Below are 23,775 nucleotides of genomic sequence, written 5' to 3' on the forward strand. Positions count from 1 at the left end.
GAACATGCGCCAACCGGGGCAACACGGAGTCTGCCGACGACGGATTGAAATGAGATGACGGCACGGGGAATGTGCCTGCCGCAGGACGGAGAGGGGAGACGGCACAGGGGATGGGCCTGCTACGCGAATGTCGCAGGCACGCTTCGTATGCCGTCTGCCCCCCTGCAAGCGGAGCTATTTCGCGGCCGGCTTGACGAGGACCTGGGGCTTGACCGTCAGGGCCTCGCTATCGGGCAGGGCCGGGAACTTGGCATGGGGCTCGGCCTGATACCAGAAGGCCACCGAGGCGATGTCGTCCTCGAGCGGCAGGTAGCGGCCCTCGGACTTCCAGCCCAGGGCCTGGATGGTGACCTTCAGGTCCTTGTCGAAGCGGATCGGGTCGGCGATGTGCCAGCGATAGAGGCCGAACCGCTGACCGGGCACGTAGATGATGTCCGGCGGCAGGACCTGGGCGAGGCCCGTGTAGGGCGTGCTGAAGGTCTGATACTTGTGGGTTTCCTGGTTCTCGAAGTTGTACGAGCCACAGAAGTAGTCCTCGGTTCCGGTGCCGCAGATGGTGGGGAACGCGTTATCCCCGTCTATGAAGAACTTGATCTCGCCCTCTCCCCACCAGCCCGGGCTCCGGACCTCCCAGGCGAGGTAGGTCCCGACGTAATGGCCCTTCCCCTTCACCCCCTCGAGGATCGTGTAGTTCGTCTTCGGCTCGAGCTTGTGCACCCGGCGGAACTGGGCGTGAAAATAGGCGGCGTCGGCCGGGACGTCGGTCAGGGTGTAGTTCACCTGGTAGTAAAGGACCATGTCCTTCGCATCCAGGTTCTCCATCGTGATCCTGGCCTTCTTGCGGAAGGGCATGGACCAGTAGGAGTTAAATGCGCTGCCGGGGTTCACGCAGACGGGCAGCGAGTTGATCTGGCAGTACTTGCCCCAGGCGCAGCAGAAGAAATCCGCCATCGGGACCTCCACGGAGGGCTCGTCCTCGCCGTCCCAGTAGAACCGGAGGATGTACTGGCGGGTCTTGTCGAGGGGAGCCGGCGTCATCCAGATCTGCTGGATCACGCCGGGGCCGTCGATGTCGGCGATGGTGTAGGTGCTCTTGGCCGCAATCCGGACCGAGGGCGAGACCTTCCAGGTCTGGCCGAGCTCGCGGGCGGCGTTCTTGCCCGTCCCCTCGGTGGCCATCCCGGCCTTCCCCTTCTCGCCCTGGAAATTCTCCGGGCTGATCGATCGCGACTTCGCGTCCGAGAGTCGGGAGAGGTTGCCCAGGTGCGTGTCCAGCCCGTTGAAAGGAGTGGCGGTGGAGGGGGCCTGGGCGCGGGCCATCACGCCGGAGCTGACGAGGGCCAGGGTTGCGAGGTACGTTCGCCAGTGAATCCGCATGGAGAGACTTTCCTTCGAAAGGCGATGGTGTTTCCCGGTTTTGGGCAAGCCGTCGCTCGATGGACCACTCCGGCCCGCCCGACCATCCTGGCAGGATAGACGGTCGGTGAGCCCGGTTCCACCCGCTGGTCTGCAACTCGATCCCGGCCGGGTTACTCCGGCAGGAGGCTGGCGACGGCGATTCGGCCGACGGTTGTCCCGTCCAGGACGAGCTCGACGGAGTCGCCCGCGGGGACGATCACCGGCTCCGGGTAGCGGATTGCACCCGACGGCAAGGTGTAGACCTCGAGATGGCGGGCGTTCAGGTCGAGGATCCAGTAGGCGGGGATGCCGGCCTTCGCATAGCCGGACCGCTTCCTGGTCCGGTCCTGGAGGGACGTGTCGGTGACCTCCACGACGAGGGCGAGGTCCCGCGGCTTCGGGTGCGTCGCCTGATACCGACGTCGGTCCCCGCGAGCCACCGCTACGTCTGGTTCCGGCCTCCAGCGTCCCCAAGAAGCGATCGACTTCTCTTCCCGGACATGGTAACCGGGAGGCAGTATGTTCTTCAGGGAGTCCGCCAATGCTCCGACCGCGAAGTCATGCGGCGGATTCTTGACCACCTCATAGACCTCCCCGTCCAGGAGCTCGACATGCCGGCCGGCGAACAGGCCGGCGTCGAGCATGGCCTCGAACTCGGGGACCGTGAATCGCACCCGGCCGGCGCGCGGAGTCGCTTCGGCCCGTCCGATCATCGAAGTCGTCGACATCTCCTTCCCTCCGTCGCCGGGTGCGGTCAAAAGAGCCTCATGCATTTCCAGTCAACAGAAGCCCAGTATCGAGATTTCCAGGAAGGCCCACAAGGACCGATCGTCACGGGTCGACCGGCGGAATCTGAGGATCGCAGGAGTTGTCCGGATTGCTCCCGGCGCGGGGCCTGGGAAATCTGCCGAGAGCCTGACGGAAAAGCCAGAACCTGGCGCACTCTCTGTATAGGGGATCTTGCGCCGCAGGGTACGTGGGCGCCTCGAGCGGTGCGCGAGGACTTTCGATCGATCCGCGATAAATCGCCAGCGAGACGGCCCGAGGAGCAAGAGGAGCACCAGCCGGCGGCTAAGTCGAAGGTGGCCGGAATCTGCATGAGATCGACCAACGAAGCCAATCCGATTTTTGCATCGAAGTTCAAATAGAATAGTGACTTATGGCGGACGAAGTGGGGACGGCGGGGGACGATCAAACCCAATTTGGATTCTGCCGACAGATCAAAGATCCGCCCGTGGAATGGTCGAAGTAAGAGGGGAGAGGCTCGGGCCGCTGGACCAGTTCCTGGGACGAGAGTCGTCGTGAAAGCACACTCGACCCGACGAAATCGTGGGCGGCGGGGAGGAATCGGGGTCGCGCTGACCGCGATCCTGACCATGTCCGGCTGCGCGGACCGCGGGAACATCCTCACGGGGGATCCGCCGCCGGCCCAGATGAAGACCTCGCTCAGCCACTTCCAGTACGACAACGAGAAGCTCCGGACCGAGGTCGCCAAGCTCAAGGAAGAGAACCGGGGGCTGGAGGACCAGCTCGTTCAGGAGCGCCTCCACAACGGGGACCTCACCGCTCGGCTCGACGACGCCCGGAACCTGATCAAGGATCGGGGAATCGACGGCGGGACGCGGTTGAGCGCCCGGCCGGCGTCGCCCTCGACGCGGGACGATGCCGACGAGGCCCTGACCGGACCGGTCACGAAGCCGGCCGGCCGCAAGACCGTCAAGAAGCGCAAGCCCCCGTCGGCGAGCATCCCGGGCGACCTCGACGACCTGCCGACGGCCTCGGATGGAGACAGGGCGGAGGAGGAGACGATCTCGCTCCGCGATCCGACCCCGCTCCGCACCGAGCCCTCGAGCCGCGAGCGAACCCGGACCCGCGACCGCGAGTCTCTCACCCCGGACGACGACGATTCGATCCGCTGGCAGCCGGTCGCCGCGAGCCCGCCGGAGTCCACGCCTCGCCGTTGATTGCGGCCGTCCGCGCGGCCATGCTACGATCAGCGTTTCGGCACCATGATCCACCGACGCAGGCACGCCGCATGATCGCGATCATCGACTACGGAATGGGGAACCTCCGGAGCGTCCAGAAGGCCGTCCAGGCCGTGGGAGCCAACGCCGAGGTGACGTCCGATCCCGCGACGATCCGAGGCGCGAGCCACGTCATCCTGCCGGGCGTCGGCGCGTTCGAGGATGCGATGGCGGAGCTGAAGCGGACCGGCCTGGGCGATGCCTTCGTGGAGGCGGTCCGGTCGGGGAAGCCCTGCATGGGCGTCTGCCTGGGCCTCCAGCTCCTCTTCGACGTCAGCGAGGAGGACGGCGAACATCGAGGGCTCGGCCTGCTCCCCGGCCGGGTGGTCCGGTTCGCGGCTCGTCCGGGACTCAAGGTCCCGCACATGGGCTGGAACACCTTGCGGAAGCGCCGGCCGGTGCCGCTGATGGAGGGGCTGGGGCCAGACCCCTCGGTCTACTTCGTGCACTCGTACCACGCCGTCGCCGGCCGGGCCGAGGACGTCGCCGCCGAGGCGGATTACCCGGATCCGTTCCCGGCCCTGGTCTGGCGCGAGAACCTGATGGCCTGCCAGTTCCACCCCGAGAAAAGCCAGGCGGTCGGGCTCCGGATGTACGCGAATTTCGCGGCCCTGTCGTGAGGGCGTCGACCGCTCCGGGAGTGCGGGCCTGACGCTTCGACCGGCCGATCCGCGCGATTGCGGTCGGTCCTTGCGGCGGCCCTGCGCCGGGTTTACAGTGGGGCGAGTGCAAGGCTCTTTTGGATTTGGTGAAGATCCATGCAAGTGATCCCGGCGATCGACCTGCGGGGCGGCAAGTGCGTGCGTCTGCGGCAGGGCGATTACGACCGCGAGACGGTCTTCGGCGATGATCCTGCGGCGATGGCCGCGCGCTGGGAGGCCGGCGGTGCGAGCCGGATTCACCTCGTCGATCTCGACGGGGCGAAGGCCGGCCGGCCCGTGAATGTGGACGCGGTCCGCGAGATCCTGGGGCGGGTCTCCGTGCCCTGCCAGCTCGGCGGCGGAGTGCGCGACGAGGCGACGATCTCGGCCTGGCTCGCCGCCGGCCTTGAGCGCGTGATCGTCGGCACCCAGGCGCTCCGCGATCCGGAGTGGTTCCGGACGATGATCGGGGCTTACCCGGGGCGGATCGTCCTGGGACTGGACGCCCGGGACGGGATGGTCGCCGCCGAGGGCTGGCTGGAGACGTCCTCGGTGGACGCCGTCACCCTGGCCCGACGCTTCGACGGCCTCCCCCTGGCGGCGATCATCTACACGGACATCGCCCGCGACGGCATGCTCGACGGCCCGAACCTGACGGCGACCCGCACCCTGGCGGAGAGCACCGGGACCCCGGTGATCGCGTCCGGCGGCGTGGGGACCCTGGCGGATCTGGAACGGCTCGGGGCGCTGCCGATCGCCGGAGTCATCGTGGGGCGGGCCCTCTACGAGGGGCGTTTCACGCTGCCCGAGGCGATCGACGCGGCCGATCCGGCCCGATCGTCGCGAAATCCGGCATGAGGCTCCGGCGGGCCGGGTCGGCCCGCGCGTCCGCGGTCTTCGCCCGGCCTGCACATCGAGGCGCTTCGCGGCAAAGTCCCACTCCGACACGGAGACCCGACCGATGACCACGACCTATCACATCGCCGATATCAGGAACGTCGCCCTGGCTGGACATGGGGCGTCGGGCAAGACCAGCCTTGCCGACGCCCTCCTCTTCGCCGCCGGCGCGATCGCTCGCAAGGGGTCCGTGGACGACGGCACCAGCACCCTCGACATCGACGACGAGGAGAAGCGCCGCCATTTCACCATCGACTGCCACCTCGGCCATCTCGCCTGGAACGGCAAGCAGGTCCACCTGATCGACTCGCCCGGCTACCCCGACTTCATCGGCAACGCCCTGAGCGCCCTCGCGGCGGTGGAGAACGTGGTCCTGGCCGTCTCCGGCCCGTCGGGGATCGAGGTGAACACCCGCCGGATCTTCCAGGAGGCCCGCAAGCTCGGCCTCGGCCGGTTCCTGGCGATCACCAAGATGGACGCCGAGAACGTGGACTACCGGGCCGACGTCGAGGCGATCCGCGAGACGTTCGGCACCCAGTGCGTGCCGTTCAACGTCCCGATCGGCCAGGGGGCCTCGTTCCAGGGGGTCGTGGACGTCCTCCAGGAGCACGACTCGGACCCGGCCGAGTGCCCGCTCCCGCCCACCGAGGCGTACCGGATGGTCGTCGAGCAGATCGTCGAGTCCGACGAGGAGCTGATGATGCGGTACCTCGAGGGGGAGGCGATTGGCCTCGAGGAGCTGCGGAAGGCCGCGCACGACGCCATCGCGGCCGGGAAGCTCGTCCCGATCCTCTGCGTCTGCACCCGCAAGGACTTGGGGATCAAGGAGCTGCTCAACCTCGTCACCGAATGCGGCCTTTCCCCGTCGGACGTCCACCGGTTCGGCACCCGGGGCGAAGGCGCCGAGGGTGACGGCGAGGAGGAGATCACCCCCGTCGAGGACGGCACGCTCGTGGCCCAGGTCTTCAAGACGGCCAACGACCAGTTCATGGGCAAGATGAGCTACCTGCGGATCCTCAGCGGCCGGATCGCGCCCGACACGAACCTCGTCAACCTGCGGAGCGGCAAGACCGCCAAGGCCGGGCATATCTACGTCCTCCAGGGCAAGCAGCAGGAGGAGGTCCCTGAGGCGATCGCCGGTGACATCGTGGCGATCGCCAAGTTCGACGACCTCCACGTCTCCGACACCGTCAGCAACGTGGGCGGAAACACCGCGGTCAGCCAGCTCCGGGTCACCCCGATCCACTTCCCCTCGCCGATGGTCCCCCGCGCGGTCGTGCCGAAGGCCCGCGAGGACGAGGCCAAGATGTCCGCGGGGCTGGCCCGGATCGCCGACGAAGATCCGACGTTCTCCATCCGCCGCGACACCCAGACCCACGAGCTGATCATCTCCGGCATGAGCGACCTGCATCTGGACGTCATCCAGCAGCGGCTCAAGAACCGCCACAAGCTGGAGATGACCACCCACGTCCCCCACGTCCCGTACCTCGAGACGATCTCGGCCAATGCCGAGGCCGATCATCGCCACAAGAAGCAGTCCGGCGGCCGCGGCCAGTTCGGCGAGGTCCACCTCCGCGTCCGGCCCAACGAGCGCGGCAAGGGATTCAGCTTCGTCGACGCCGTGAAGGGGGGGACCATCCCCGGCCAGTACATCCCGGCCGTGGAGAAGGGGGTCCGCGAGCAGATGGACAAGGGGATCATCTCCGGCAACCAGGTCGTCGACCTGGAAGTGGAGGTCTACTTCGGCAAGGATCACCCCGTCGACAGCTCCGAGCAGGCGTTCAAGACGGCCGCCGCCCACGCCCTTCGAAAGGCGTTCGAGAAGGCCAGGCCGGTGCTCCTGGAGCCGATCGTCGCGGTGGAGGTCTCGGTCCCCGCGGCCAACTTCGGCGACATCTCGGCGGACATGTCCACGCGGCGCGGGCACATCACCGGCATGGATACCCAGCCGGGGGGCGTCCAGGTCATCCAGGCCATCGTGCCGCTCGCGGAGATGCTCTCGTACGCGACCCAGCTCAAGAGCATGACCGGCGGGCAGGGTTCGTTCACGATGGAGCTGAAGGGCTACGAGCCCGTCCCGCCCAACGTCCAGCAGCAGATCGTGGACAAGTACATGAAGTCGCGGGCGGGCGTCGAGGAGGAATGAGCCCGACTCGCTGGCGCGAGACGCGGCCCCGCCGGCGTAGCCGAGCTGGCGGGGCCTGTCCACTGACTGGCGATCCGCGCCTTCCGATCAATCCGGGTCATAGGCGAGATTGGGGGCCAACCACCGCTCGGCGACCGGGACCGAGATGCCCTTGCGGGCGGCGTAGTCCTCGACCTGATCCCGGGTGATCATGTCGATGGCAAAATATCGCGCCTCGGGGTGTGCGAAGTAGAGGCCGCTCACAGACGCGGCGGGGAACATGGCGAAGTTCTCGGTCAAGCGGACATCGGCGGCGGTTTCCGCGCCCAGGAGCTCCCACATGGTCGCCTTCTCGGTATGGTCGGGGCTGGACGGGTAGCCGGCGGCCGGGCGAATGCCCCGGTACTTCTCCTCGATCAGGTCCTCCTCGGAGAGGCCCTCATTGAGTCCGTATCCCCATTCGTTGCGCACTCGCTTGTGCAAGGCTTCCGCGAAGGCCTCGGCCAGCCGGTCGGCGATAGCCTCGGACATGATGACGTTGTAGTCGTCGAGCTCGCGCTTGAATCTGTCGACGAGTTGCTCGATCCCCTGGCCGGCGGTCAGGGCGAAGGCACCTATGTAATCCTTCCGGCCCGAGCCCACCGGCGCGATGTAGTCGGCCAGGCTGCGGAAGTCGCGCTGGCCCTGACGTTCCCACTGCTGGCGGAGGAAATGGAACCGGCATCGCTCCTGGCTCCGCGACTCGTCCGTGTAGACGATGACGTCGTCGCCGTCCGAGTTCGCCGGGAAGAAGCCGTAGACCGCATGGGCCTGGAGCGACCGATCCTTGACGATCGACTCGAGGAGGCCGCGGGCCTTCGCCAGCAGGTCGCGAGCCTCCGCGCCATAGGTCGGGTCGTCGAGGATGGCCGGGTACTTGCCCTTCAACTCCCAGGTCATGAAGAAGGGGGACCAGTCGATGTAGTGCACGAGCTCGGAGAGGGGGAAGTCGCGGAGCGTCCGGGTGCCGAGGAAGCTCGGCTCGGCGATCCCCACCGACTGCCAGTCGGTCGCGAAGGGCCGCTCGCGGGCGGTCTCGAGCGGGACGAGGTTCCGCTCCCGACGCACGGCGAATGCTTCGCGCTCCTTCTGCTGTGCCACCCGGTTCTGGCTGTCGAACTCCTCCCGGGTCTCCGGCCGATTGAGACGGTCCACGACCCCCACGCTCCGGGAGGCGTCCTTCACGTGGAGGACCGGCCCGTGGAACTGGGGGGCGATCTTCACCGCCGTGTGCTTGGAGGACGTGGTCGCGCCGCCGATCAGGAGCGGGGTCGCGAAGCCCTCGCGTTCCATCTCCCTGGCGACGTTCACCATCTCGTCGAGCGACGGCGTGATCAGCCCGGAGAGGCCGATGATGTCGGCCTTGTGTTCCCGCGCCTTGCTCAGGATGTCCTCGCAGGGGACCATGACGCCGAGGTCGATGACGTCGTAGTCGTTGCAAGCCAGGACCACGCCGACGATGTTCTTGCCGATGTCGTGCACGTCCCCCTTGACGGTCGCCATCAGGATGCGGCCCCGGCTGTGGTGCTCGTCCGCCGTCTTGCCGGCGGCGATCGCCTTCGCCTTCTCTTCCTCCATGAAGGGGGTCAGGTAGGCCACCGCCTTCTTCATCACGCGGGCGCTCTTCACGACCTGCGGCAGGAACATCTTGCCGGCGCCGAAGAGGTCGCCGACGACGTTCATCCCGTCCATGAGCGGGCCCTCGATGATCTCCAGGGGCCGCGCGAACTGCCGTCTGGCCTCCTCGACATCCTCGTCGACGAAATCGAGCGTCCCGGAGACGAGAGCATGCTTCAGGCGTTCCGCGACCGGCCCTTCGCGCCAGGCGAGGTCCTTCCCCTTGTCCTTCTTGCCGGCCGCCTTCACGGTCTCGGCGAACTCCGTCAGCCGATCGGCCGCGTCGGGCCGGCGGTTCAGGAGGACGTCCTCGACCTTCTCGAGCAGGTCCGCGGGGATGTTCTCATAGACCTCGAGCTGGCCGGCGTTGACGATCCCCATGTCCAGCCCGGCCTTGATGGCGTGGTAGAGGAACGCCGCGTTCATCGCCTCGCGGACGGTGTCGTTGCCGCGGTAGGAGAACGAGACGTTGCTCACGCCGCCGGACGTCTTCGCGCCCGGCAGCTCCTTCTTGATCGTCCGGACGGCCTCGATGAACTCGATGGCGTAGTTGTTGTGCTCCTCGATGCCCGTGCCCACCGTGAGGATGTTCGCGTCGAAGATGATATCCTCGGGCGGGAACCCTACCTCCTCCGTGAGGAGCTTGTAGGCCCGCTTGCAGATCGCGACCTTGTGGTCCTTCGTCACGGCCTGGCCGGTCTCGTCGAAGGCCATCACGACGACCGCCGCGCCGTAGCGGCGGACGAGCCGGGCCTGCTCGAGGAACTTCGCCTCCCCCTCCTTGAGGCTGATCGAGTTGACGACCGATTTCCCCTGGACGCACCGCAGGCCGGCCTCGATGACGCTCCACTTGGAGCTGTCCACCATGATCGGCACCTTGGCGATGGCCGGGTCGGCCGACACCAGGTTGAGGAACCGGGTCATGGCGGCCTCGCCGTCGATCAGCCCCTCATCCATGTTGACGTCGATGATGTTGGCGCCATTCTCGACCTGCTCGCGGGCGACGACCAAGGCGGACTCGTAGTCGCCGCTCCGGATCAGGCGGGCGAACTTCTTCGAACCGGTGATGTTCGTCCGCTCGCCGATCATCACGAAGTTCGTCTCGGGGCGGACGACCAGCGGCTCCATCCCGCTGTAGGTCGACCAGTGGGGGAGGTCGGGGACCTTCCGCGGCGGCACGCCGTCGACCGCGTCCGCGATCGCGGCGATCCATTCCGGCCGGGTGCCGCAGCAGCCGCCGACGATGTTCAGCCAGCCGCTGCGGGCGAACTCGCCCAGGACCTGGGCCGTCTTCTCCTTGGTGCCGAGGAATCCGCCGAAGCCGTCGGGCATGCCCGCGTTGGGGTAGCAACTGATCCGGGTGCGGCTGATCGCGGCCAGGGACTCGATCGAGGACCTCATCTGCTCCACGCCCACCGCGCAGTTCAGCCCGACCGACATCGCCGGGAAGTGGGAGACCGAGTAGTAGAAGGCGTCGATCGGCTGCGCCGAGAGCGTCCGGTGATTGTCGAAGATCGTCCCCGAGATCATGACCGGGACCTGAGTGCCGGTCTCCTCGAAGTACGACTCGATGGCGAACAGGCAGGCCTTCATCACCAGGGTGTCGAACGAGGTCTCCGGCAGGAGGATGTCCGCGCCCGCCTCCACGAGCGCCTTCACCTGCTCCTTGTAGAAGCCCACCATCTCGTCGAAGGTGACGTCGCGGCGGCCCGGATCCTCGACGTGGATGCCCATCGAGAGCTGCTTCTTGGTCGGGCCGATGCTGCCCGCCACGAACCGCGGCTTGTCCGGGTTCTTCCGCGTGTACTCGTCGGCGACCTTGCGGGCGATCTCGACCGCGGCGCGATTCAGCTCGCCGACCAGGTCCTGGAGGCCGAACTCCTCGAGCGAGACCGACGTGCCGTTGAACGAGTCGGTCTCGATGATGTCCGCGCCGGCGTCCAGGTAGGCGCGGTGGATGTCCTCGATGAGCTTCGGCTGGGTCAGGACCAGCGCCTCGGTGCAGTTCTTCAGGTCGACGGGGTGACTCGCGAAGCGGCTGCCGCGGACATCCTGCTCCGTCAGCTCATAGGAGTAGATGAGGGCTCCCATGGAGCCGTCGAGGACCATGATCCGGCGAGACAGGATCTCTTCCAGCAATTCGCTGGACGGCGTTGAGCTGCGAGTCGTGGCCATCACCACCCTGGGTTGAGGTAGGTCGAGCGGAGTCGATCGGATCGACGGGGGTGGCTCGACAGGAGGATAAGTCGCGCGGAGTCCACCGCAGGTCGCCGCGAGAGGCGGGCGATGTCTGATTATCTTGGCAATTATCGAAAACTGTCAAGCAGAGGAGGCGGCGACGATGCGTGGCCGCGACGCCCTCCTTTCTCTTGCATTGCCCGGAACCGGTTCTAGGGTACTGAGAGGCGGATGAGATCCCGACTCGAAGAGGAGTCCAAGCATGCGTTATTCTGGACTGTTTCGACCGATCGGAGCGCTCGGCCGCGCGATCCTCGTCTCGCCGAGCACGCGGAGTACCCGAACTCGTATCCGGGCGAGCCATCCCGCACCGGAGCTCCTTGAGAGGCGACTGGCGCTCACGGCCTCGCCGACGGGGCTGGGAGCCGCGGCCCACTTCGCCATCCTGGGCCTTCAGGGTACGCCGATCACGAGCGTCTCCACCATCGTGGGAAATGTCGGAGTCTCCCCGGGCGGATCTCTCTGGAACCCAACGGGGTCGACCGTGACCGGGAACGTCACCCTGTCGGCGGCCGGCCAAATGAGCGGGACCGGCAAGGTCCTCGGCGCGGTGACCGTCGACCCGGCCGCCGTATGCGTGGCGACCTCGGCCGCACTCAACGCCTCCACCCAGTACGCGTGCCTGCCGGCCGGGCAGACCTTCGGGAGCATCGTCCAGGCGACGACGGTCGCGGGCCGCGGCGGGGTGAACGTGGTGAACGTCAACGGCAACATCAGCAGCTCGCTGACCCTGAGCGGCACTTCGGCCGACATCTTCATCGTGAACGTCTCCGGCAACCTCACGCTGACCGGGGGCTCGGGGCTGAAGCTCGCCGGGGGTGTCACCCCAAACCACGTCGTCTACAACTTCACGGCGAGCCGATCGACGCTGACGATCGTCTCGCCGGGCGTCACGGCCGGCACACTGCTGGCGCCGCACGGACAGGTCATCCTGACGGGGACCTGCAATGGGGCGGTCATCGCGGGCGGCAGCTCGGTCTCGCTGCTGCCGGGCGCCCGCGTCAATGAGGTGGATTTCGAGATCCCCACGGTAACCCCCGCGGCGACCACGACCTCCACGGTCGCGGCGGCGGCCTCCAAGCCGACCGCGAACCTCGACGGCCTGATCGTCCCGCTGGTCGCAGACTCCAGCGGCAATGGCGTGATCCAGACGACGAAGGCAGGGCGTCGGTGAGATGAGCCGCGATTGACCGAGCATCCCGCCGAAATGGGGCACCCGCAAGGGCTCGTCGCGTCGAACGAATCGCCCGCCGCGACGAGCCCGTCGGGTCATTGGCGGGTGAGCGGCCGCTCGCCGTCGCCCACGCGGAAGAGGCCGGTGACCCGCCCCTGATCGTCCTTCCGGAAGGTCAGCTCGGCGTCGGTATGGGGGAGGACGAAGACCGACTCGGACACCGGGATCAGTTGGAGCGGGACCGGCTTGAAAGGGAGCTTCAGGAGCAGGTGATCGCCGTCCCTCGAGATCTTCCAGGCTAGCTCTCCGGGGTTGGAGCCTGTGGAGTACGCCCCCACGTAGCCGTCGAGGACCCGGTCGCTGAGGCCAACCGCCACCGGGATGCCGGCGCGGGCCGGCGGCGGGCTCGATCGCTCGGGGATCTCCCGGATCCAGATGTTGCGGTAACGGACCGGATGGCTGTGATCCTGCAGCTCGATGGGACCTTTCTTCAGAGTGGGGTCGTTCGGAGAAGGCTCGAGCCAGCTCGTCGGCCCCCAGGGCTCCTCATTGTTCTGGACGAGCACGCCGTTGAGGAAGACTGTCAGCCCGGCCGGCCGCACCAGCTTGCCCGAGGCATCGAACCGGGGGCGGCGGAAGGCGATGTCGTAGACCTGCCACTCCCCGGGGGGTCTGGTGGCGTTGGCGAGCGGCGAGTACTGGCCGTAGATCGCCCCGGCCATGCCGTCGGCGTAGGTGTCCGCCTTGTAGGAGTCGATGACCTGGACCTCGAACTGGCCCATGAGGAAGATCCCGCTGTTGCCGCGATCCTGGCCCACCCCGCGGGCGGGGCTCGGCGAGGCCCACTCGACGTGCAACTGGACGTCCCCGAAGCTCGCCCGCGTGCGGATCGCCCCGGTGCCCGGGACGATCTCCATGGCGCCGTCGCTCACCTTCCAGCCGGCGGGCTTCCCGTCCGGAGTCTCCCAGGCGTCGAGGCTCTTGCCGTCGAAGAGGATCACCGCGTCGCCGGGAGGGGCGATCGGCGCGGCCGGCGCCGGGCCCGGATCCACGACCTGGGGACGGGGCCGATGGATGTCATGCTGCTTCCAGCGGGGGGCGGTCACGCCCGGGACACCCGGGTCGTCTGCGGCGGCGAAGGCGAGGCCCCCCAGGGCCGCCATCAGGCCCAACGATCCGATCCGGGGGATGCGTCTGCGGTGATCAGCCATGGGAGTGGATCTCGCGAGTGCTGCGGGGTCGGCGAAGGTCGAGGCGACCTCAGTATAGGGGCCGCCGAGGAGGCGGAGCAACGACCCGGGAGGCGAGCGGAGATCCCGGCCCCGACCATCAAGGTTGACGCCCGTCGCCCCCGTCCGGCTCGGCGGGCGGCTCGAAGTAATGTCGTCCTCGGAGGGCTTCGGGCAGGCAGGGCATCTCCTCCCGGGCCGCCGGGTCGTCGTGGACGTACCGATACCCCTCGCCGTATCCAGCCCGCTTCATGAGCGGGGTCACGGCATTCCGGAGATGGAGCGGCACGGGCTCCCTGGCCGATGCCGCCGCGTCGGCCGCGGCGGCGCGATAGGCCGTCTTGACCGCGCCCGACTTCGGAGCCCTGGCCAGGTAGATGGTCGCCTGCGAGAGCGGGAAGAGCCCCTCGGGCATGCCGATCTGATGGACGATCTGGGCTGCGGCCGCCGCCTGCACCATGGCCTGGGGATCGGCGAGGCCGATATCTTCCGAGGCCAGGATGCAGAGCCGCCGGGCGATGAAAAGCGGGTCGGCCCCCCCCTCGATCAGTCGGGCCAGCCAGTAGAGTCCCGCATCGACGTCCGAGTTTCGCAGGCTCTTGATCAGGGCCGAGGCGAGGTTGTAATGGTCCTCCCCCTGACGATCGTACGCATAACGGGCCTGCCCGAGGGCCTCGGCCAGGGCTTCCTCCGTGGGCTCTCGCACGCCGTCCTCGCCGGGCGGCGTGGCCACGACGGCCTGCTCGAGGGTCGTCAGCGCAACCCGGGCATCCCCCTCGGCCCAGCCGGCGAGCTTGCGGACGAGCTCGGGCGCGATCCGCAGGGAGAGCCGTGCCAGTCCGTTGCCCTCGCCCGCGATGGCTCGGTTCAGGATCGTCTCGAGGTCCTCGCACGAGAGAGGGTCGAGGACGGCCACCCGGCACCGCGAGAGGAGGGCGGCGTTGACCTCGAAGGACGGGTTCTCCGTCGTCGCGCCGAAGAGGGTGACGGTCCCCTGCTCGACGGCGTGGAGCAGCGCGTCCTGCTGGGCCTTGTTGAAGCGGTGGATCTCATCGATGAAGAGGAGCACACGCGTCCCCCGCCTCCCCAGCCGCCTCGCCTCGTCGATCGCCGCCCGGACCTCCTTGACGCCGGAAAAGACCGCCGAGAGCGGCAGGAAGCGGAGGCCCGCCGCGTTCGCGACCAGCCGGGCCAAGGTCGTCTTGCCGGTGCCGGGAGCACCCCAGAGGATCATCGAGGGCACCCGCCCCTGGGCGCGGATCGCTCGGCCCAGCAGCGAGCCTTGGCCGATCAGCCGAGAGTGGCCCACGAACTCGGCCAGGGTCCTCGGCCGCATCCGCTCCGCCAGGGGCGCATCGGGATCCTCGGCCGGCTCGTCATCGGCCCCGTCGTCGATCTCGTCGAAGAGCCCTCTCGGCGTTTCCCTTCCCATCACAACGGCCCTCGTCACCGCGGACGCCCTTTCTTAAGTGGCAATGCGTACACATTCTACCACGCGAACGGCGCCGAAGCGCAGGCCAGATCGTGACCCGGCATGGTATGGTATGCTCGCCCTGGTGCAACGAGGATGCCCCATCGCATTACGACAAGGGAGGTCACGATGCGGCCTGTCCATGCCATCCTGATTGCGTCTCTGTTCGCGGGTCAGACGGCGATCGCCCAGCAATCCGCGCGTCGAGGAGCCGGGACCGGCCCCACGGTCCGGTGGATCGGCCAGGACGGGCACGACTATGTCTCTCCGAACAATCGGCAGGAGCCGAGTGGAGTCCAGGACGTCCACCTCGTCCTGGAGGGACTCGATCCCGGCCGCGAGATCTCTCACGTGGACATCAAGGCGGAATCGCCCTGGAACGAGTGGGAATACAATCGCGGCTCGTTTGCGTGGAAGATCGAGCTGAAACGGCCCGCCGGCTCGAAGTCCGCGGACTTATTCATCGAGCCCGGCGATCAGGAGGCGGCGCGTAGCTATCACTTCCTGGTGGAGTACGAGGGGGGCGGCAAGCACGAGTTCGACGTCCGGGGACGGAAGGTCAATCGTAACCTGAGGATGCCGGGGTTGGCCCTTCAGGCCAGGTGGCTGGGCCAGGATCGCCACGATCGCGTCGCGGCGGGGCCGGCGGTCGGACCGGATGGGCTCCAGGATGTGCGCATCCATCTGTCCGGAATCTCGACGAAGTTCCCGGTCCGGTCGATCCGGATCGAAGGGGAAGGGGGGGCGAAGTGGCAGTCGGGTGCCAATCCGGAGCTCCTCCCGAATGCGGAATACTGGGCCGATCCGAAGAAGCCCGGCGAGGGAGAGATCCACGTCCAGCCCGTGAAGGACCTGAAGGGTCAGAAGCTCAAGGTGGTCGTCCTTCACGAGAATGACACGCAGGACTCCGCCACGCTGATCGCCGGGCGATGCGACCCGAAGCTCAAGATGTCCGAGGCGACTCTTCCCAGGCTGTCCACGCTCGAGGCGAGTGCCGAGTGGCTCGGCCAGGACGGGCAGGACGCGACGGGCCCCGGCGATGTCCATGTCCGGCTCTCCGGCCCCACGCGATGGCCGGCCTTCGACGAGGCGGTGCTGACCGACGCGGTCGGCTCCACCTGGGGTTATCGGCAGGGTCCTGACAACCGGCTTCGCGATCCGGATGGCAATGAGCTGGCGCCACTGGTCGTCCGTTCGGGGCAGGACCGATCCTCCCTGGAACTCTTCTTCGGGCCCGATCGGGATGAGACGAAGGCTACTATGACGCTCCGGCTGACCGAGCCGGGCGGACGTATGTCCCTGATCCGATTCGAGGGCGGCGCGAGCGATCCGGGCCTGAGGTCGCCCCGGCCCATCGGGACGAGGGCGTCCGCGCGACCGGGCGACGACCTGAATGAGATCGCCAATCAGAATGGGGCCGTCGACCTCACGCCGGGGACGTATCGGCTGACGCGCCCACTCGTCCTGGAGAGGCCTGTCTCGATTGACGGCTCGGGCAAGGCGACGCTGGTCTTCGCCCAGGGATCCGGAGAGCCACCCTGGACGGCTGCGATCAAGATCCACGCCGGCAACACGACCCTCAACGGCTTCGCGGTCCGCTTCGAGGGTCGGCCGCGATGGGACCGCGAGGTCAGCTACGGCCCGGCCGTGATCGGGACGACCGATAACAGGGATCAGGGGCGAGATGCGCCCAAGTTCAACGTCAGCCTGACCCGGCTGGATCTCGAGTCCCCGGCGGCCGACGAGCCCTCGAAATGGGCGGAGGCCATCCGCCTGGTCCGCCTGACGGGGGCCCGCAGCGGGATGATCGCCGGCAACACCCTCCGCGGCGGTTCGATCGAGTTCTTCGACGGCCCCTGGCAGGTCCTCAACAACGACTACCGCGGGACCCCGGTCGGCACCTACTCCCACGGCATCTTCACCGCCCACAGCTCGCACGACCTCCGGCTCCAGGGGAACCGGGCCCGGTCGGTCGAGCCGGCCGGAAAGACCTGGCGGTTCCTGGTCCTCACCCATCGGGGGATTCGCGATCGTGTCGACGAGAACATCATCGAGGGCCTGGGTGCCCGGGCGGACGACACGATCCCCTGGGCGAACGACCCGGAGATCATCCTGACCGAGGCCTACCACGTCACCTACGAAGGCCGTGTCGCGGCCCTGTCGCCGGACGGACTCGTGCTCCGGACCCATCGGAGGCAGGGGAATCCCGTGGTCACCGGCGACGTGGTCTCGCTCCTGACCGGGCCGGCGGCGGGCGAGTTCCGCCGGATCGCGCAGGTGATCGACGCGGAAACCTACGTCGTGGATTCGTCCATCCCGGCGGGCACGGAGGTCGTGTCGGTCTCGCGGGGGTTCGTGGACTCTGCCTTCCGCAAGAATCGGATCGCCATGACCGGCGGGCGCAGGAGCGACGGCTTCGCCTCGGACGGGCTGATCCTGGCCGGCAATCACTTCGCGACCGTGGTCTCCGGCAATCAGATCTCAGGGGGGAACCTCGCCATGAAGCTGGCCGCCTACCCGAGCGAGACGCCGGTGATCTGGGGATGGTCCCACGCCCCGTTCCTGGGGGGAGTCGTCCGCGAGAACACGCTCGAGGACAACGACCTGGGCGCCCGCTTCACGGTCGACCATTCGGCCCGGTACATCAAGACCAACCAGGGCCGCGTCTACATGTCGCTTACGCTCGAGGACAACGTCGTCCGCTGGACCGGGGGATTCCTCGAGCGGATCGGCTCCGCGGCCGAGAAGGCCCGGCCGCACGGGCTGGTCCTCGGCGAGCTGCCGTCCCACGATCCCGGCGAGCTGCTCGTCCGAGCCTCGGGCAACCGGCTGGAGGCCCCGGGAGGCGTCAACGTCGGCGCCAGCCTGATCATCGACGCGGCCGACTACAACGGCCAGAAGCTCCGCAATCGCAAGTACTCGCTCTCCGCCGAGCCCGGGACGGGCAGGGGGGGCTCGGCCGCGAGCACGCCGGCCGCTCGACGATGAGCCACGAGGGCCGGATGACCCGACCCGGAATGGCCGCCGTCCACCTTGACTCCGACCCATGTTGGATATACAACTAAGGCATGAAAAGTCCCGCCGCGAGCAAGCTGATCGACCGCATCGCCGCGGACTGCATTGCGGTCCGCGTGCGGCTGATCAATCGCGTGGTCACGGCCATCTACGACGAGGCGCTGCGGCCCCATGGGCTACGGGTGAGCCAGGCCAACCTGCTGGTTGGCGTCGCCAGGGCCGGCCGCGCCCGGCCCGTGGATCTCTGCCGCGCGCTCCGGATCGACAAATCGACGCTCAGCCGGGACGTCGAGCTGCTCAAGCGGAACGGCTGGCTGGAGTCCGATCCGCCCGGCGGGGGGCGCAGCCAGATCCTCCGCCTGACGGCGGAGGGGACGGCCATCCTCAAGCGGGCGGAGCCGGACTGGAACCGGGCCCAGGAGGAATGCGGCCGGCTCATCGGCGCCCCCGGGGTGGATGCACTCCGGTCGATCGCCGAGCGGCTCGGGCTGGGCTCGGCAAGGGACTGATCGTCGCTCGAATCGAATGCGTGAGGGTTTGCCGCAATTGTTGTAGCTGCAACAATTGGCGTCGTTCCCGGGGGGAGCTGCTCATGGTCGCGAACGGTCGCAGGGTGGTGGTGACGGGCGTGGGGATGGTGACCCCCGTCGGCCTGGACGTGGAATCCACCTGGGAATCGCTCCGCGAGGGGCGCGGCGGCGTCGGCCCGGTCACGCATTTCGACGCGAGCACGTTCGCCTCGCGAATCGCCGCCGAGGTGAAGGGGTTCGACCTCGAGGACGACCTGGGCGAGGAAGCCGCCCGATGGTCGCGGCACAGCCGGAGCACGCGGTTCGCGCTGGCGGCCGCCAAGCAGGCCATCGTTCAGTCCGGGTTGCTCGAGCGCCGCGGCCTCGATCATTCCTCCTTCGGCGTCTACCTCGGCGCGGGCGAGGGGCAGGCGAACTTCCCGCGGTTTGTCGAGCTGATCGGCAGGTCCTCCTCGGTTGGCCGGGTTGATACGGGGCGGTTCACCGCGCAGGGGACTGCGCTGCTGGAGCCGCTCCTGGAGACGGAGCAGGAGCCGGGGACGCCGGCGGGCCACCTCGCGGCCGCCTTCGGCGCGAGGGGGCCGAACGTGTCCTGCCTGACCGCCTGCTCCGCGAGCGCCCAGGCCATCGGCGAGGCGGCGGAGCTGATCCGGTCGGGCGAGGCGGAGGCGATGCTCGCCGGCGGCGTCCACAGCATGATCCACCCCTTCGGCCTGACCGGCTTCGTCCTGCTCACGGCGATGTCGACGCGGAACGAGGATCCCGGGCACGCCAGCCGGCCCTTCGATCGCGACCGCGACGGGTTCGTCCTCGGTGAGGGGGCCGGGATGCTCATCCTCGAGTCGCTCGATCACGCACGGGCTCGAGGCGCCTCGATCCTGGGGGAGATCGCGGGGCAGGCCTCCACCGCCGACGCCTTCCGGCTGACCGACTCCCACGACGAGGGCCGGGGCGCCGTCGCCTCCATGAGGGGGGCACTCGCCGACGCTGGGCTCGATCCGGAGGACGTCGACTACGTCAACGCCCACGGCACCAGCACGAAGGTGAATGACTCGGTGGAGACGCTCGCGCTCAAGCGCGCCCTCGGCGATCGCGCCCGGCGCGTGCCGATCTCGAGCACCAAGAGCATGACCGGCCACCTGATCGCGGCCGGTGGGGCCGTCGAGGCGATCGTCTGCCTGCTCGCGATCCGGGACGGGGTCGTCCCGCCGACGGTGAACCTGGACCATCCGGACGACGACTGCGATCTGAATTACGTCCCGCACGCCGCCCGCGAGGCCGCCGTCGAGGTGGCGATGTCGAACAGCTTCGGCTTCGGCGGCCAGAACACCACCCTCGTCATGCGGAGATTCCGGGACTGACGTCGGCTGGCTGTTCAGGCTCCTCGATCAGCCTGTCGAAGCCGACGGCCACCAGCGCCCCCAGGGTCGGCGCGGTCAGGTAGGCCCAGAGGTGCTCGAGGTGGCCTCCGACCAGGGCTGGCGCCAGCGAGCGGACCGGATTCATCGAGGCGCCGCAGACGGGCCCGGCGAAGAGCGCCTCCAGCGCGATGACCGCCCCGACCGCGATCCCCGCCGTGATCCCCTTCTCCTTCGCCCCGGTCGAGACCCTCAGCACGACGAACATGAGGATGAAGGTGAGCACGACCTCGAACGCGAACGATTGCCAGACCGATCCCGCGGGCAGGGTCGCGCCGAGCGTGTCATTGGCGGGGAAGAGGACCCGCAAGGCCAGGCTCGCCAGCAGGGCGCCGGCCGTCTGGCAGGCCACGTAGACTCCCAGGGCACCGAGCGGCATCTTCCCGGCGACGTTGAACGCGATCGAGACGGCCGGATTGAGATGGGCGCCCGAGACGTCGCCGACGGCGTAGATCATCGCCAGGACGACCAGGCCGAAGGTCAGGCTGATGCCCACGTGCGTCACCGCCCCGCCGTGCTCCTGATTCACCACGATCGCCCCGGTCCCCGCGAAGACGAGGATGAAGGTCGCCGCAAGCTCCGCGATCGCTTTCCGTCTCATGATTCCACGAAGCTCCGGATGAGCCAGAGGAACCTGCGTCGGTTCCCGATTTCGATCGAGGCGCACGAAGGACGCGAGGATAGCGGCCGTGGTCATCGCGGGCAAGCGGCCTCCGATCGTTGCATCCGACGTGGACGCCGATTAGCCTGATGTGACACCCTCCACGACCCATCCTCCGCGGAGTCCATCATGGGACAGGGCCCGGTTCGTTTCCTCCTCGTCGGCGGCTTCCTGGGCGCCGGCAAGACCACGGCCGTCGCGCGGCTCGCCCGGATGTACCGCGATCGCGGGCTCAAGGTCGGGATCATCACCAACGACCAGACGGATAACCTCGTCGACACCCTCTCCCTCCGTGCCCAGGGCTTCGAGGTCGGCGAGGTGGCCGGCGCCTGCTTCTGCTGCAACTTCGACGTCCTGACCCGGTCCGCGCGGCAGCTCGTCGCGCAGGGCCGGCCGGACGTCATCCTCGCCGAGCCCGTCGGCAGTTGCACCGACCTGGTCGCGACGGTCGTCCGCCCCCTCATGAAGCTCTTCGGCGGCGAGTTCGAGGTGGGCCGTTTCTGTGTCCTGCTCAAGCCCGAATACGGCAAGCTCGTGCTCCAAGGGGACCCCGAGACGCTCCGGTCGGGGACCTCGTACATCTTCGGCAAGCAGCTCGAGGAGGCCGACATCATCGCACTCAACAAGGTGGATGCGTTCACGGAGGAGGATCTGGAACGCCTCTCCGACCTGGCCCGCACCGCGAACCCGGGCGCGACCCTCCTGCCGATCTCCGCGCGGACGGGGGACGGGTTCGAGTCCCTGCTCGAGCTGCTCGAGACGACCTCCGGCGTGGGCGAGAAGGGCCTCGAGGTCGATTACGACCGCTATGCGGACGGTGAGGCGGAGCTCGGGTGGCTCAACGCCGTGGCCCGGGTGTCGGGCGAAGAGCCGTTCTCGCTCGACGGCCTCGTCCTGTCCGTCGTGCAGCGGATCGGCGAGAGGGTCTCCGCGGAGGGCTCTCCCGTCGCCCACCTCAAGGCGAGCGGCTCGAGCGGCCCGCTCCAGGCGGTGGCAAATCTGGTGGATGGGCGAGGGAAAACCCTCCTCTCGATCGCCGCGGGAGGAGACGTCGAGTCGGCCGAGATCACCATCAACGCGCGGGTCGCGATCGACCCCGAAGTCCTCTCGGACGTCGTGCGGGAGGCGCTGGTGGAAGCCTGCGACGACCTCTCGCTCGGGGTGGACATCCGGGATCTACGCAGCTTCCGTCCCGGGCGGCCCGTGCCGATCCACCGGATGGCGTCGCTCGCCGATACGATCGGATAACGCCTGTCATTCGATTGCTTCAAGGCTTGTCTCGGACCGACGGTCCCAGGTATCCTGATGGCCACAGTGGGCGGTGAGTCTCCTCCCGTCCGCACATCGTTCGCTCGAATCCATGGTGAGTCGCCACTGAGGTCGGGGCACGGTTCGTTGATGCATCCTGCCGAGAGCCGAGGATGGAGCAGACGGGCCGTCGTTGCGCTCGCGCTGCTGCTCCACGGCCTGGTCCTGGCCGGATCGGCGGAGGCGGGTTGCCACCGATCCGGCTCCGCTCGTCTCGATCGATGGACCGAGGTCGGCCGGCTTCACCACCTGGCGATCGACGATCCCAGCCTGGCGATCCCGGATGGAGAGGCCCGACCGGTCGACGCGCCATCCTCACCTTGCTCGGGGCCGGGTTGCTCCGAGCCCGCACCTTCGCCGCTCTCGACGATCCCGCCGGAGCTCGAGCATCCGGACCGGTGGAGCGACCTGGCGTCCCAGGCCCTCGATGCCGCCGACCCGAGATGGCTCCCCGTGAAACGGGAACCGTGCCTCAAGCCGATCGGCGAGTCCCCATCCATCTTCCACCCCCCCTCCGCTTCGTGCCGTACGCGCTGAATTCCCAGTGATGACGCGGCCAGGAGCCTTCGCGTACCTTCCGTCGGCTCCCCCGCGTCCTTCCGCCCGGCGCGAGACTTCACGAGCTGCGCCGCCGGATGGCCATGGTGTCCCTGCGCTCCCCACGCGGCTCACCGCTGCAACCTGGTAATCCGCTCCGCTCCCGCACGACACGGAGACATACGATGCAGACTCGATCAACGCGGCGACGCTTCCTGGCAGCCCTTTCGTCCGTCCCACCGGCCCTCGGCCTTGTCGGCCTGGGGGGCTGCGGGCGCGAGGCGAGCTCGCCGGTCCCTCCCGGCCCGGGCCAGGTAGCGGGGAACGACAAGGTCCGGATCGGCTATCTCGGCCTGACCTGCGAGGCCGCGATGGTCGCGGCGTTCGAGAACGGGTTCTTCCGGGAAGAGGCCCTCGACGTCGAGTTCGTCAAGACGGACTGGGACAGCCTCCGCGACGGCCTGGGCCTGGGCCGGTTCGATGCGAATTATCACCTGATCATGTACCTTCTCAAGCCGATCGAGAAGGGGCTGGACGTGAAGATCACCGGGGGGATCCACTCCGGCTGCCTCCGGCTCCAGGCGGGCGTGAAATCCTCGATCCGGTCCGTCGCGGACGTGAAGGGGAAGAAGATCGGCGTGCCCACGGCCCTGGGCAGCCCGCCCTTCCTGTTCAGCAGCCGGGTCCTCCGGGCGGCCGGCATGGACCCCGCGAAGGACGTCGAATGGGTGGCCATGGCTCCGGACGTCCTGGGGCTGGCGCTCGACAACGGCCAGGTCGAGGCCGTCTGCACGGCCGACCCGATCGGCTCGATACTGCTCTCCCAGAAGAAAGTGCACACGATCGCCGACTCCGCGGTTGATGCGCCCTACAAGGATGAGTATTGCTGCGCGGTCGTGGTGAGCGGGAAGCTCGCCCGCGAGCGTCCCGCCGCCGCGGCCAAGGTCACCCGCGCCTTGCTGAAGGGGGCGGCCTGGGTGGAGGCGAATCCGACGGCGGCGGCGCGGCTGGCCGTCGAGAAGAAGTACGTTGCGTCCTCCCTAGAGGTCAACGCACACGCCCTCTCCCAGTTGAAATACACGCCCGGCGTGTCGCGGTGTCGCGAGAGCGTGATGATGGCCTCGCGCGAGATGCAGGCGATCGGCCTGATCAGCCCCTCGACCAGCCCGGAGACCCTGGCCTCGACGGCATGGCTGGACCTGGACGGGGTCAACGACGAATGGCTGAAGGGGGTCAAGGTGGAGAAGGTCGCCGGGGGAGGGCCGCCCCCGCCGCTGGACGCCGAACGGCTCGTGTCCCTGTACGCGGGAGCGACGGATCTGAGGCTTTCGTGCGACGATTGCGGATCGATGCTCGCCGACGACCTCTGCCGGCGGCCGGCCGGCCTCCCCTGATTGCGGCACCAGGAAACGCGAAGCCCGGCCGAACGGCTCGACCTCGATGGGAGTTCCGA

Annotated in this window: 16 protein-coding genes; 10 read left to right on the forward strand and 6 right to left on the reverse strand. The window is 68.2% G+C overall.

The window, feature by feature from the left end:
- Nucleotides 1-174: 174 nt before the first annotated feature.
- Together G6O54_RS04460 and G6O54_RS04465 are read right to left on the reverse strand one after the other, a co-directional pair.
- A complete protein-coding gene (locus tag G6O54_RS04460; protein WP_439650242.1) occupies nucleotides 175-1,320 on the reverse strand; it encodes a glycoside hydrolase family 172 protein in 1,146 nt (381 codons plus the stop codon).
- Nucleotides 1,321-1,529: 209 nt separating this feature from the next.
- Nucleotides 1,530-2,126 (reverse strand): Uma2 family endonuclease, encoded by a 597-nt coding sequence (locus G6O54_RS04465; protein ID WP_165220697.1) that lies wholly within the window; start codon nucleotides 2,124-2,126, stop codon nucleotides 1,530-1,532.
- A gap of 648 nt (nucleotides 2,127-2,774) precedes the next feature.
- On the opposite strand from G6O54_RS04465, the gene G6O54_RS04470 reads away from it, so the two are divergent.
- The 4 genes from G6O54_RS04470 (at nucleotide 2,775) to fusA (ending at nucleotide 7,106) form a co-directional block, all read left to right on the forward strand.
- Nucleotides 2,775-3,362 carry a hypothetical protein gene (locus G6O54_RS04470; protein ID WP_165220700.1) on the forward strand — a complete coding sequence of 196 codons (588 nt, stop codon included), beginning with the start codon at nucleotides 2,775-2,777 and terminating at the stop codon, nucleotides 3,360-3,362.
- A gap of 71 nt (nucleotides 3,363-3,433) precedes the next feature.
- Nucleotides 3,434-4,042 (forward strand): imidazole glycerol phosphate synthase subunit HisH, encoded by a 609-nt coding sequence (gene hisH / locus G6O54_RS04475; RefSeq protein ID WP_165220703.1) that lies wholly within the window; start codon nucleotides 3,434-3,436, stop codon nucleotides 4,040-4,042.
- A 138-nt stretch (nucleotides 4,043-4,180) separates the two neighbouring features.
- A complete protein-coding gene (gene hisA, locus G6O54_RS04480) occupies nucleotides 4,181-4,921 on the forward strand; it encodes a 1-(5-phosphoribosyl)-5-[(5-phosphoribosylamino)methylideneamino]imidazole-4-carboxamide isomerase (protein WP_165220706.1) in 741 nt (246 codons plus the stop codon).
- 103 nt (nucleotides 4,922-5,024) lie between these two features.
- Nucleotides 5,025-7,106, forward strand: coding sequence for an elongation factor G (gene fusA, locus G6O54_RS04485; protein ID WP_165220709.1), 2,082 nt, complete (start codon nucleotides 5,025-5,027; stop codon nucleotides 7,104-7,106).
- Between the two features lie 87 nt (nucleotides 7,107-7,193).
- Here fusA and metH read toward each other — a convergent pair whose 3' ends face one another.
- Nucleotides 7,194-10,916, reverse strand: a complete 3,723-nt coding sequence (metH, locus tag G6O54_RS04490) for a methionine synthase (RefSeq protein WP_165220712.1) — start codon at nucleotides 10,914-10,916, stop codon at nucleotides 7,194-7,196.
- Nucleotides 10,917-11,181: 265 nt separating this feature from the next.
- Here metH and G6O54_RS04495 point away from each other — a divergent pair, with 265 nt between their 5' ends.
- Nucleotides 11,182-12,153, forward strand: coding sequence for an ice-binding family protein (locus G6O54_RS04495; protein WP_165220715.1), 972 nt, complete (start codon nucleotides 11,182-11,184; stop codon nucleotides 12,151-12,153).
- Between the two features lie 95 nt (nucleotides 12,154-12,248).
- Here the strand turns inward: G6O54_RS04495 and G6O54_RS04500 are convergent, their stop codons facing one another.
- Nucleotides 12,249-13,364 carry a 3-keto-alpha-glucoside-1,2-lyase-like domain-containing protein gene (locus G6O54_RS04500; RefSeq protein WP_250846714.1) on the reverse strand — a complete coding sequence of 372 codons (1,116 nt, stop codon included), beginning with the start codon at nucleotides 13,362-13,364 and terminating at the stop codon, nucleotides 12,249-12,251.
- A gap of 118 nt (nucleotides 13,365-13,482) precedes the next feature.
- On the reverse strand, nucleotides 13,483-14,814 hold the full coding sequence (locus G6O54_RS04505) for a replication-associated recombination protein A (RefSeq protein WP_165220718.1): 1,332 nt from the start codon (nucleotides 14,812-14,814) through the stop codon (nucleotides 13,483-13,485).
- Nucleotides 14,815-14,982: 168 nt separating this feature from the next.
- On the opposite strand from G6O54_RS04505, the gene G6O54_RS04510 reads away from it, so the two are divergent.
- The 3 genes from G6O54_RS04510 to G6O54_RS04520 all read left to right on the forward strand — a co-directional run bounded on the left by G6O54_RS04510 (nucleotide 14,983) and on the right by G6O54_RS04520 (nucleotide 19,759).
- Nucleotides 14,983-17,841 (forward strand): right-handed parallel beta-helix repeat-containing protein, encoded by a 2,859-nt coding sequence (locus tag G6O54_RS04510; protein WP_165220721.1) that lies wholly within the window; start codon nucleotides 14,983-14,985, stop codon nucleotides 17,839-17,841.
- An 80-nt stretch (nucleotides 17,842-17,921) separates the two neighbouring features.
- Entirely contained in the window at nucleotides 17,922-18,377 is a 456-nt protein-coding gene (locus G6O54_RS04515; protein ID WP_165220724.1) for a MarR family winged helix-turn-helix transcriptional regulator, read from the forward strand.
- A gap of 83 nt (nucleotides 18,378-18,460) precedes the next feature.
- Nucleotides 18,461-19,759 carry a beta-ketoacyl-[acyl-carrier-protein] synthase family protein gene (locus G6O54_RS04520; protein WP_165220727.1) on the forward strand — a complete coding sequence of 433 codons (1,299 nt, stop codon included), beginning with the start codon at nucleotides 18,461-18,463 and terminating at the stop codon, nucleotides 19,757-19,759.
- On the opposite strand, the gene G6O54_RS04525 is transcribed toward G6O54_RS04520, so the two are convergent.
- Entirely contained in the window at nucleotides 19,737-20,417 is a 681-nt protein-coding gene (locus tag G6O54_RS04525) for an aquaporin (RefSeq protein WP_165220730.1), read from the reverse strand. The two genes, G6O54_RS04520 and G6O54_RS04525, sit on opposite strands and share 23 nt — an antisense overlap.
- Before the next feature lie 189 nt (nucleotides 20,418-20,606).
- Between G6O54_RS04525 and G6O54_RS04530 the strand changes: the two genes are divergently transcribed.
- Both G6O54_RS04530 and G6O54_RS04535 read left to right on the forward strand, forming a co-directional pair.
- On the forward strand, nucleotides 20,607-21,725 hold the full coding sequence (locus G6O54_RS04530) for a GTP-binding protein (RefSeq protein WP_165220733.1): 1,119 nt from the start codon (nucleotides 20,607-20,609) through the stop codon (nucleotides 21,723-21,725).
- A 782-nt stretch (nucleotides 21,726-22,507) separates the two neighbouring features.
- Nucleotides 22,508-23,716, forward strand: a complete 1,209-nt coding sequence (locus G6O54_RS04535; RefSeq protein ID WP_165220736.1) for an ABC transporter substrate-binding protein — start codon at nucleotides 22,508-22,510, stop codon at nucleotides 23,714-23,716.
- The last annotated feature ends 59 nt before the right edge of the window (nucleotides 23,717-23,775 follow it).

Origin of the sequence: Aquisphaera insulae (assembly GCF_011064615.1) — a bacterium.
In the GTDB taxonomy this organism is placed as follows: Bacteria; Planctomycetota; Planctomycetia; order Isosphaerales; family Isosphaeraceae; genus Aquisphaera; species Aquisphaera insulae.

Bases quoted from the DNA above. Each gene is read 5' to 3' on its own strand.
- metH (WP_165220712.1), bottom strand. From the start codon at position 10,916: ATGGCCACGACTCGCAGCTCAACGCCGTCCAGCGAATTGCTGGAAGAG.
- G6O54_RS04460 (WP_439650242.1), bottom strand. From the start codon at position 1,320: ATGGCCCGCGCCCAGGCCCCCTCCACCGCCACTCCTTTCAACGGGCTG.
- G6O54_RS04495 (WP_165220715.1), top strand. From the start codon at position 11,182: ATGCGTTATTCTGGACTGTTTCGACCGATCGGAGCGCTCGGCCGCGCG.
- G6O54_RS04470 (WP_165220700.1), top strand. From the start codon at position 2,775: ATGTCCGGCTGCGCGGACCGCGGGAACATCCTCACGGGGGATCCGCCG.
- G6O54_RS04535 (WP_165220736.1), top strand. From the start codon at position 22,508: ATGCAGACTCGATCAACGCGGCGACGCTTCCTGGCAGCCCTTTCGTCC.
- hisA (WP_165220706.1), top strand. From the start codon at position 4,181: ATGCAAGTGATCCCGGCGATCGACCTGCGGGGCGGCAAGTGCGTGCGT.
- hisH (WP_165220703.1), top strand. From the start codon at position 3,434: ATGATCGCGATCATCGACTACGGAATGGGGAACCTCCGGAGCGTCCAG.
- fusA (WP_165220709.1), top strand. From the start codon at position 5,025: ATGACCACGACCTATCACATCGCCGATATCAGGAACGTCGCCCTGGCT.
- G6O54_RS04515 (WP_165220724.1), top strand. From the start codon at position 17,922: ATGAAAAGTCCCGCCGCGAGCAAGCTGATCGACCGCATCGCCGCGGAC.
- G6O54_RS04465 (WP_165220697.1), bottom strand. From the start codon at position 2,126: ATGTCGACGACTTCGATGATCGGACGGGCCGAAGCGACTCCGCGCGCC.
- G6O54_RS04500 (WP_250846714.1), bottom strand. From the start codon at position 13,364: ATGGCTGATCACCGCAGACGCATCCCCCGGATCGGATCGTTGGGCCTG.
- G6O54_RS04525 (WP_165220730.1), bottom strand. From the start codon at position 20,417: ATGAGACGGAAAGCGATCGCGGAGCTTGCGGCGACCTTCATCCTCGTC.
- G6O54_RS04505 (WP_165220718.1), bottom strand. From the start codon at position 14,814: ATGGGAAGGGAAACGCCGAGAGGGCTCTTCGACGAGATCGACGACGGG.
- G6O54_RS04530 (WP_165220733.1), top strand. From the start codon at position 20,607: ATGGGACAGGGCCCGGTTCGTTTCCTCCTCGTCGGCGGCTTCCTGGGC.
- G6O54_RS04510 (WP_165220721.1), top strand. From the start codon at position 14,983: ATGCGGCCTGTCCATGCCATCCTGATTGCGTCTCTGTTCGCGGGTCAG.
- G6O54_RS04520 (WP_165220727.1), top strand. From the start codon at position 18,461: ATGGTCGCGAACGGTCGCAGGGTGGTGGTGACGGGCGTGGGGATGGTG.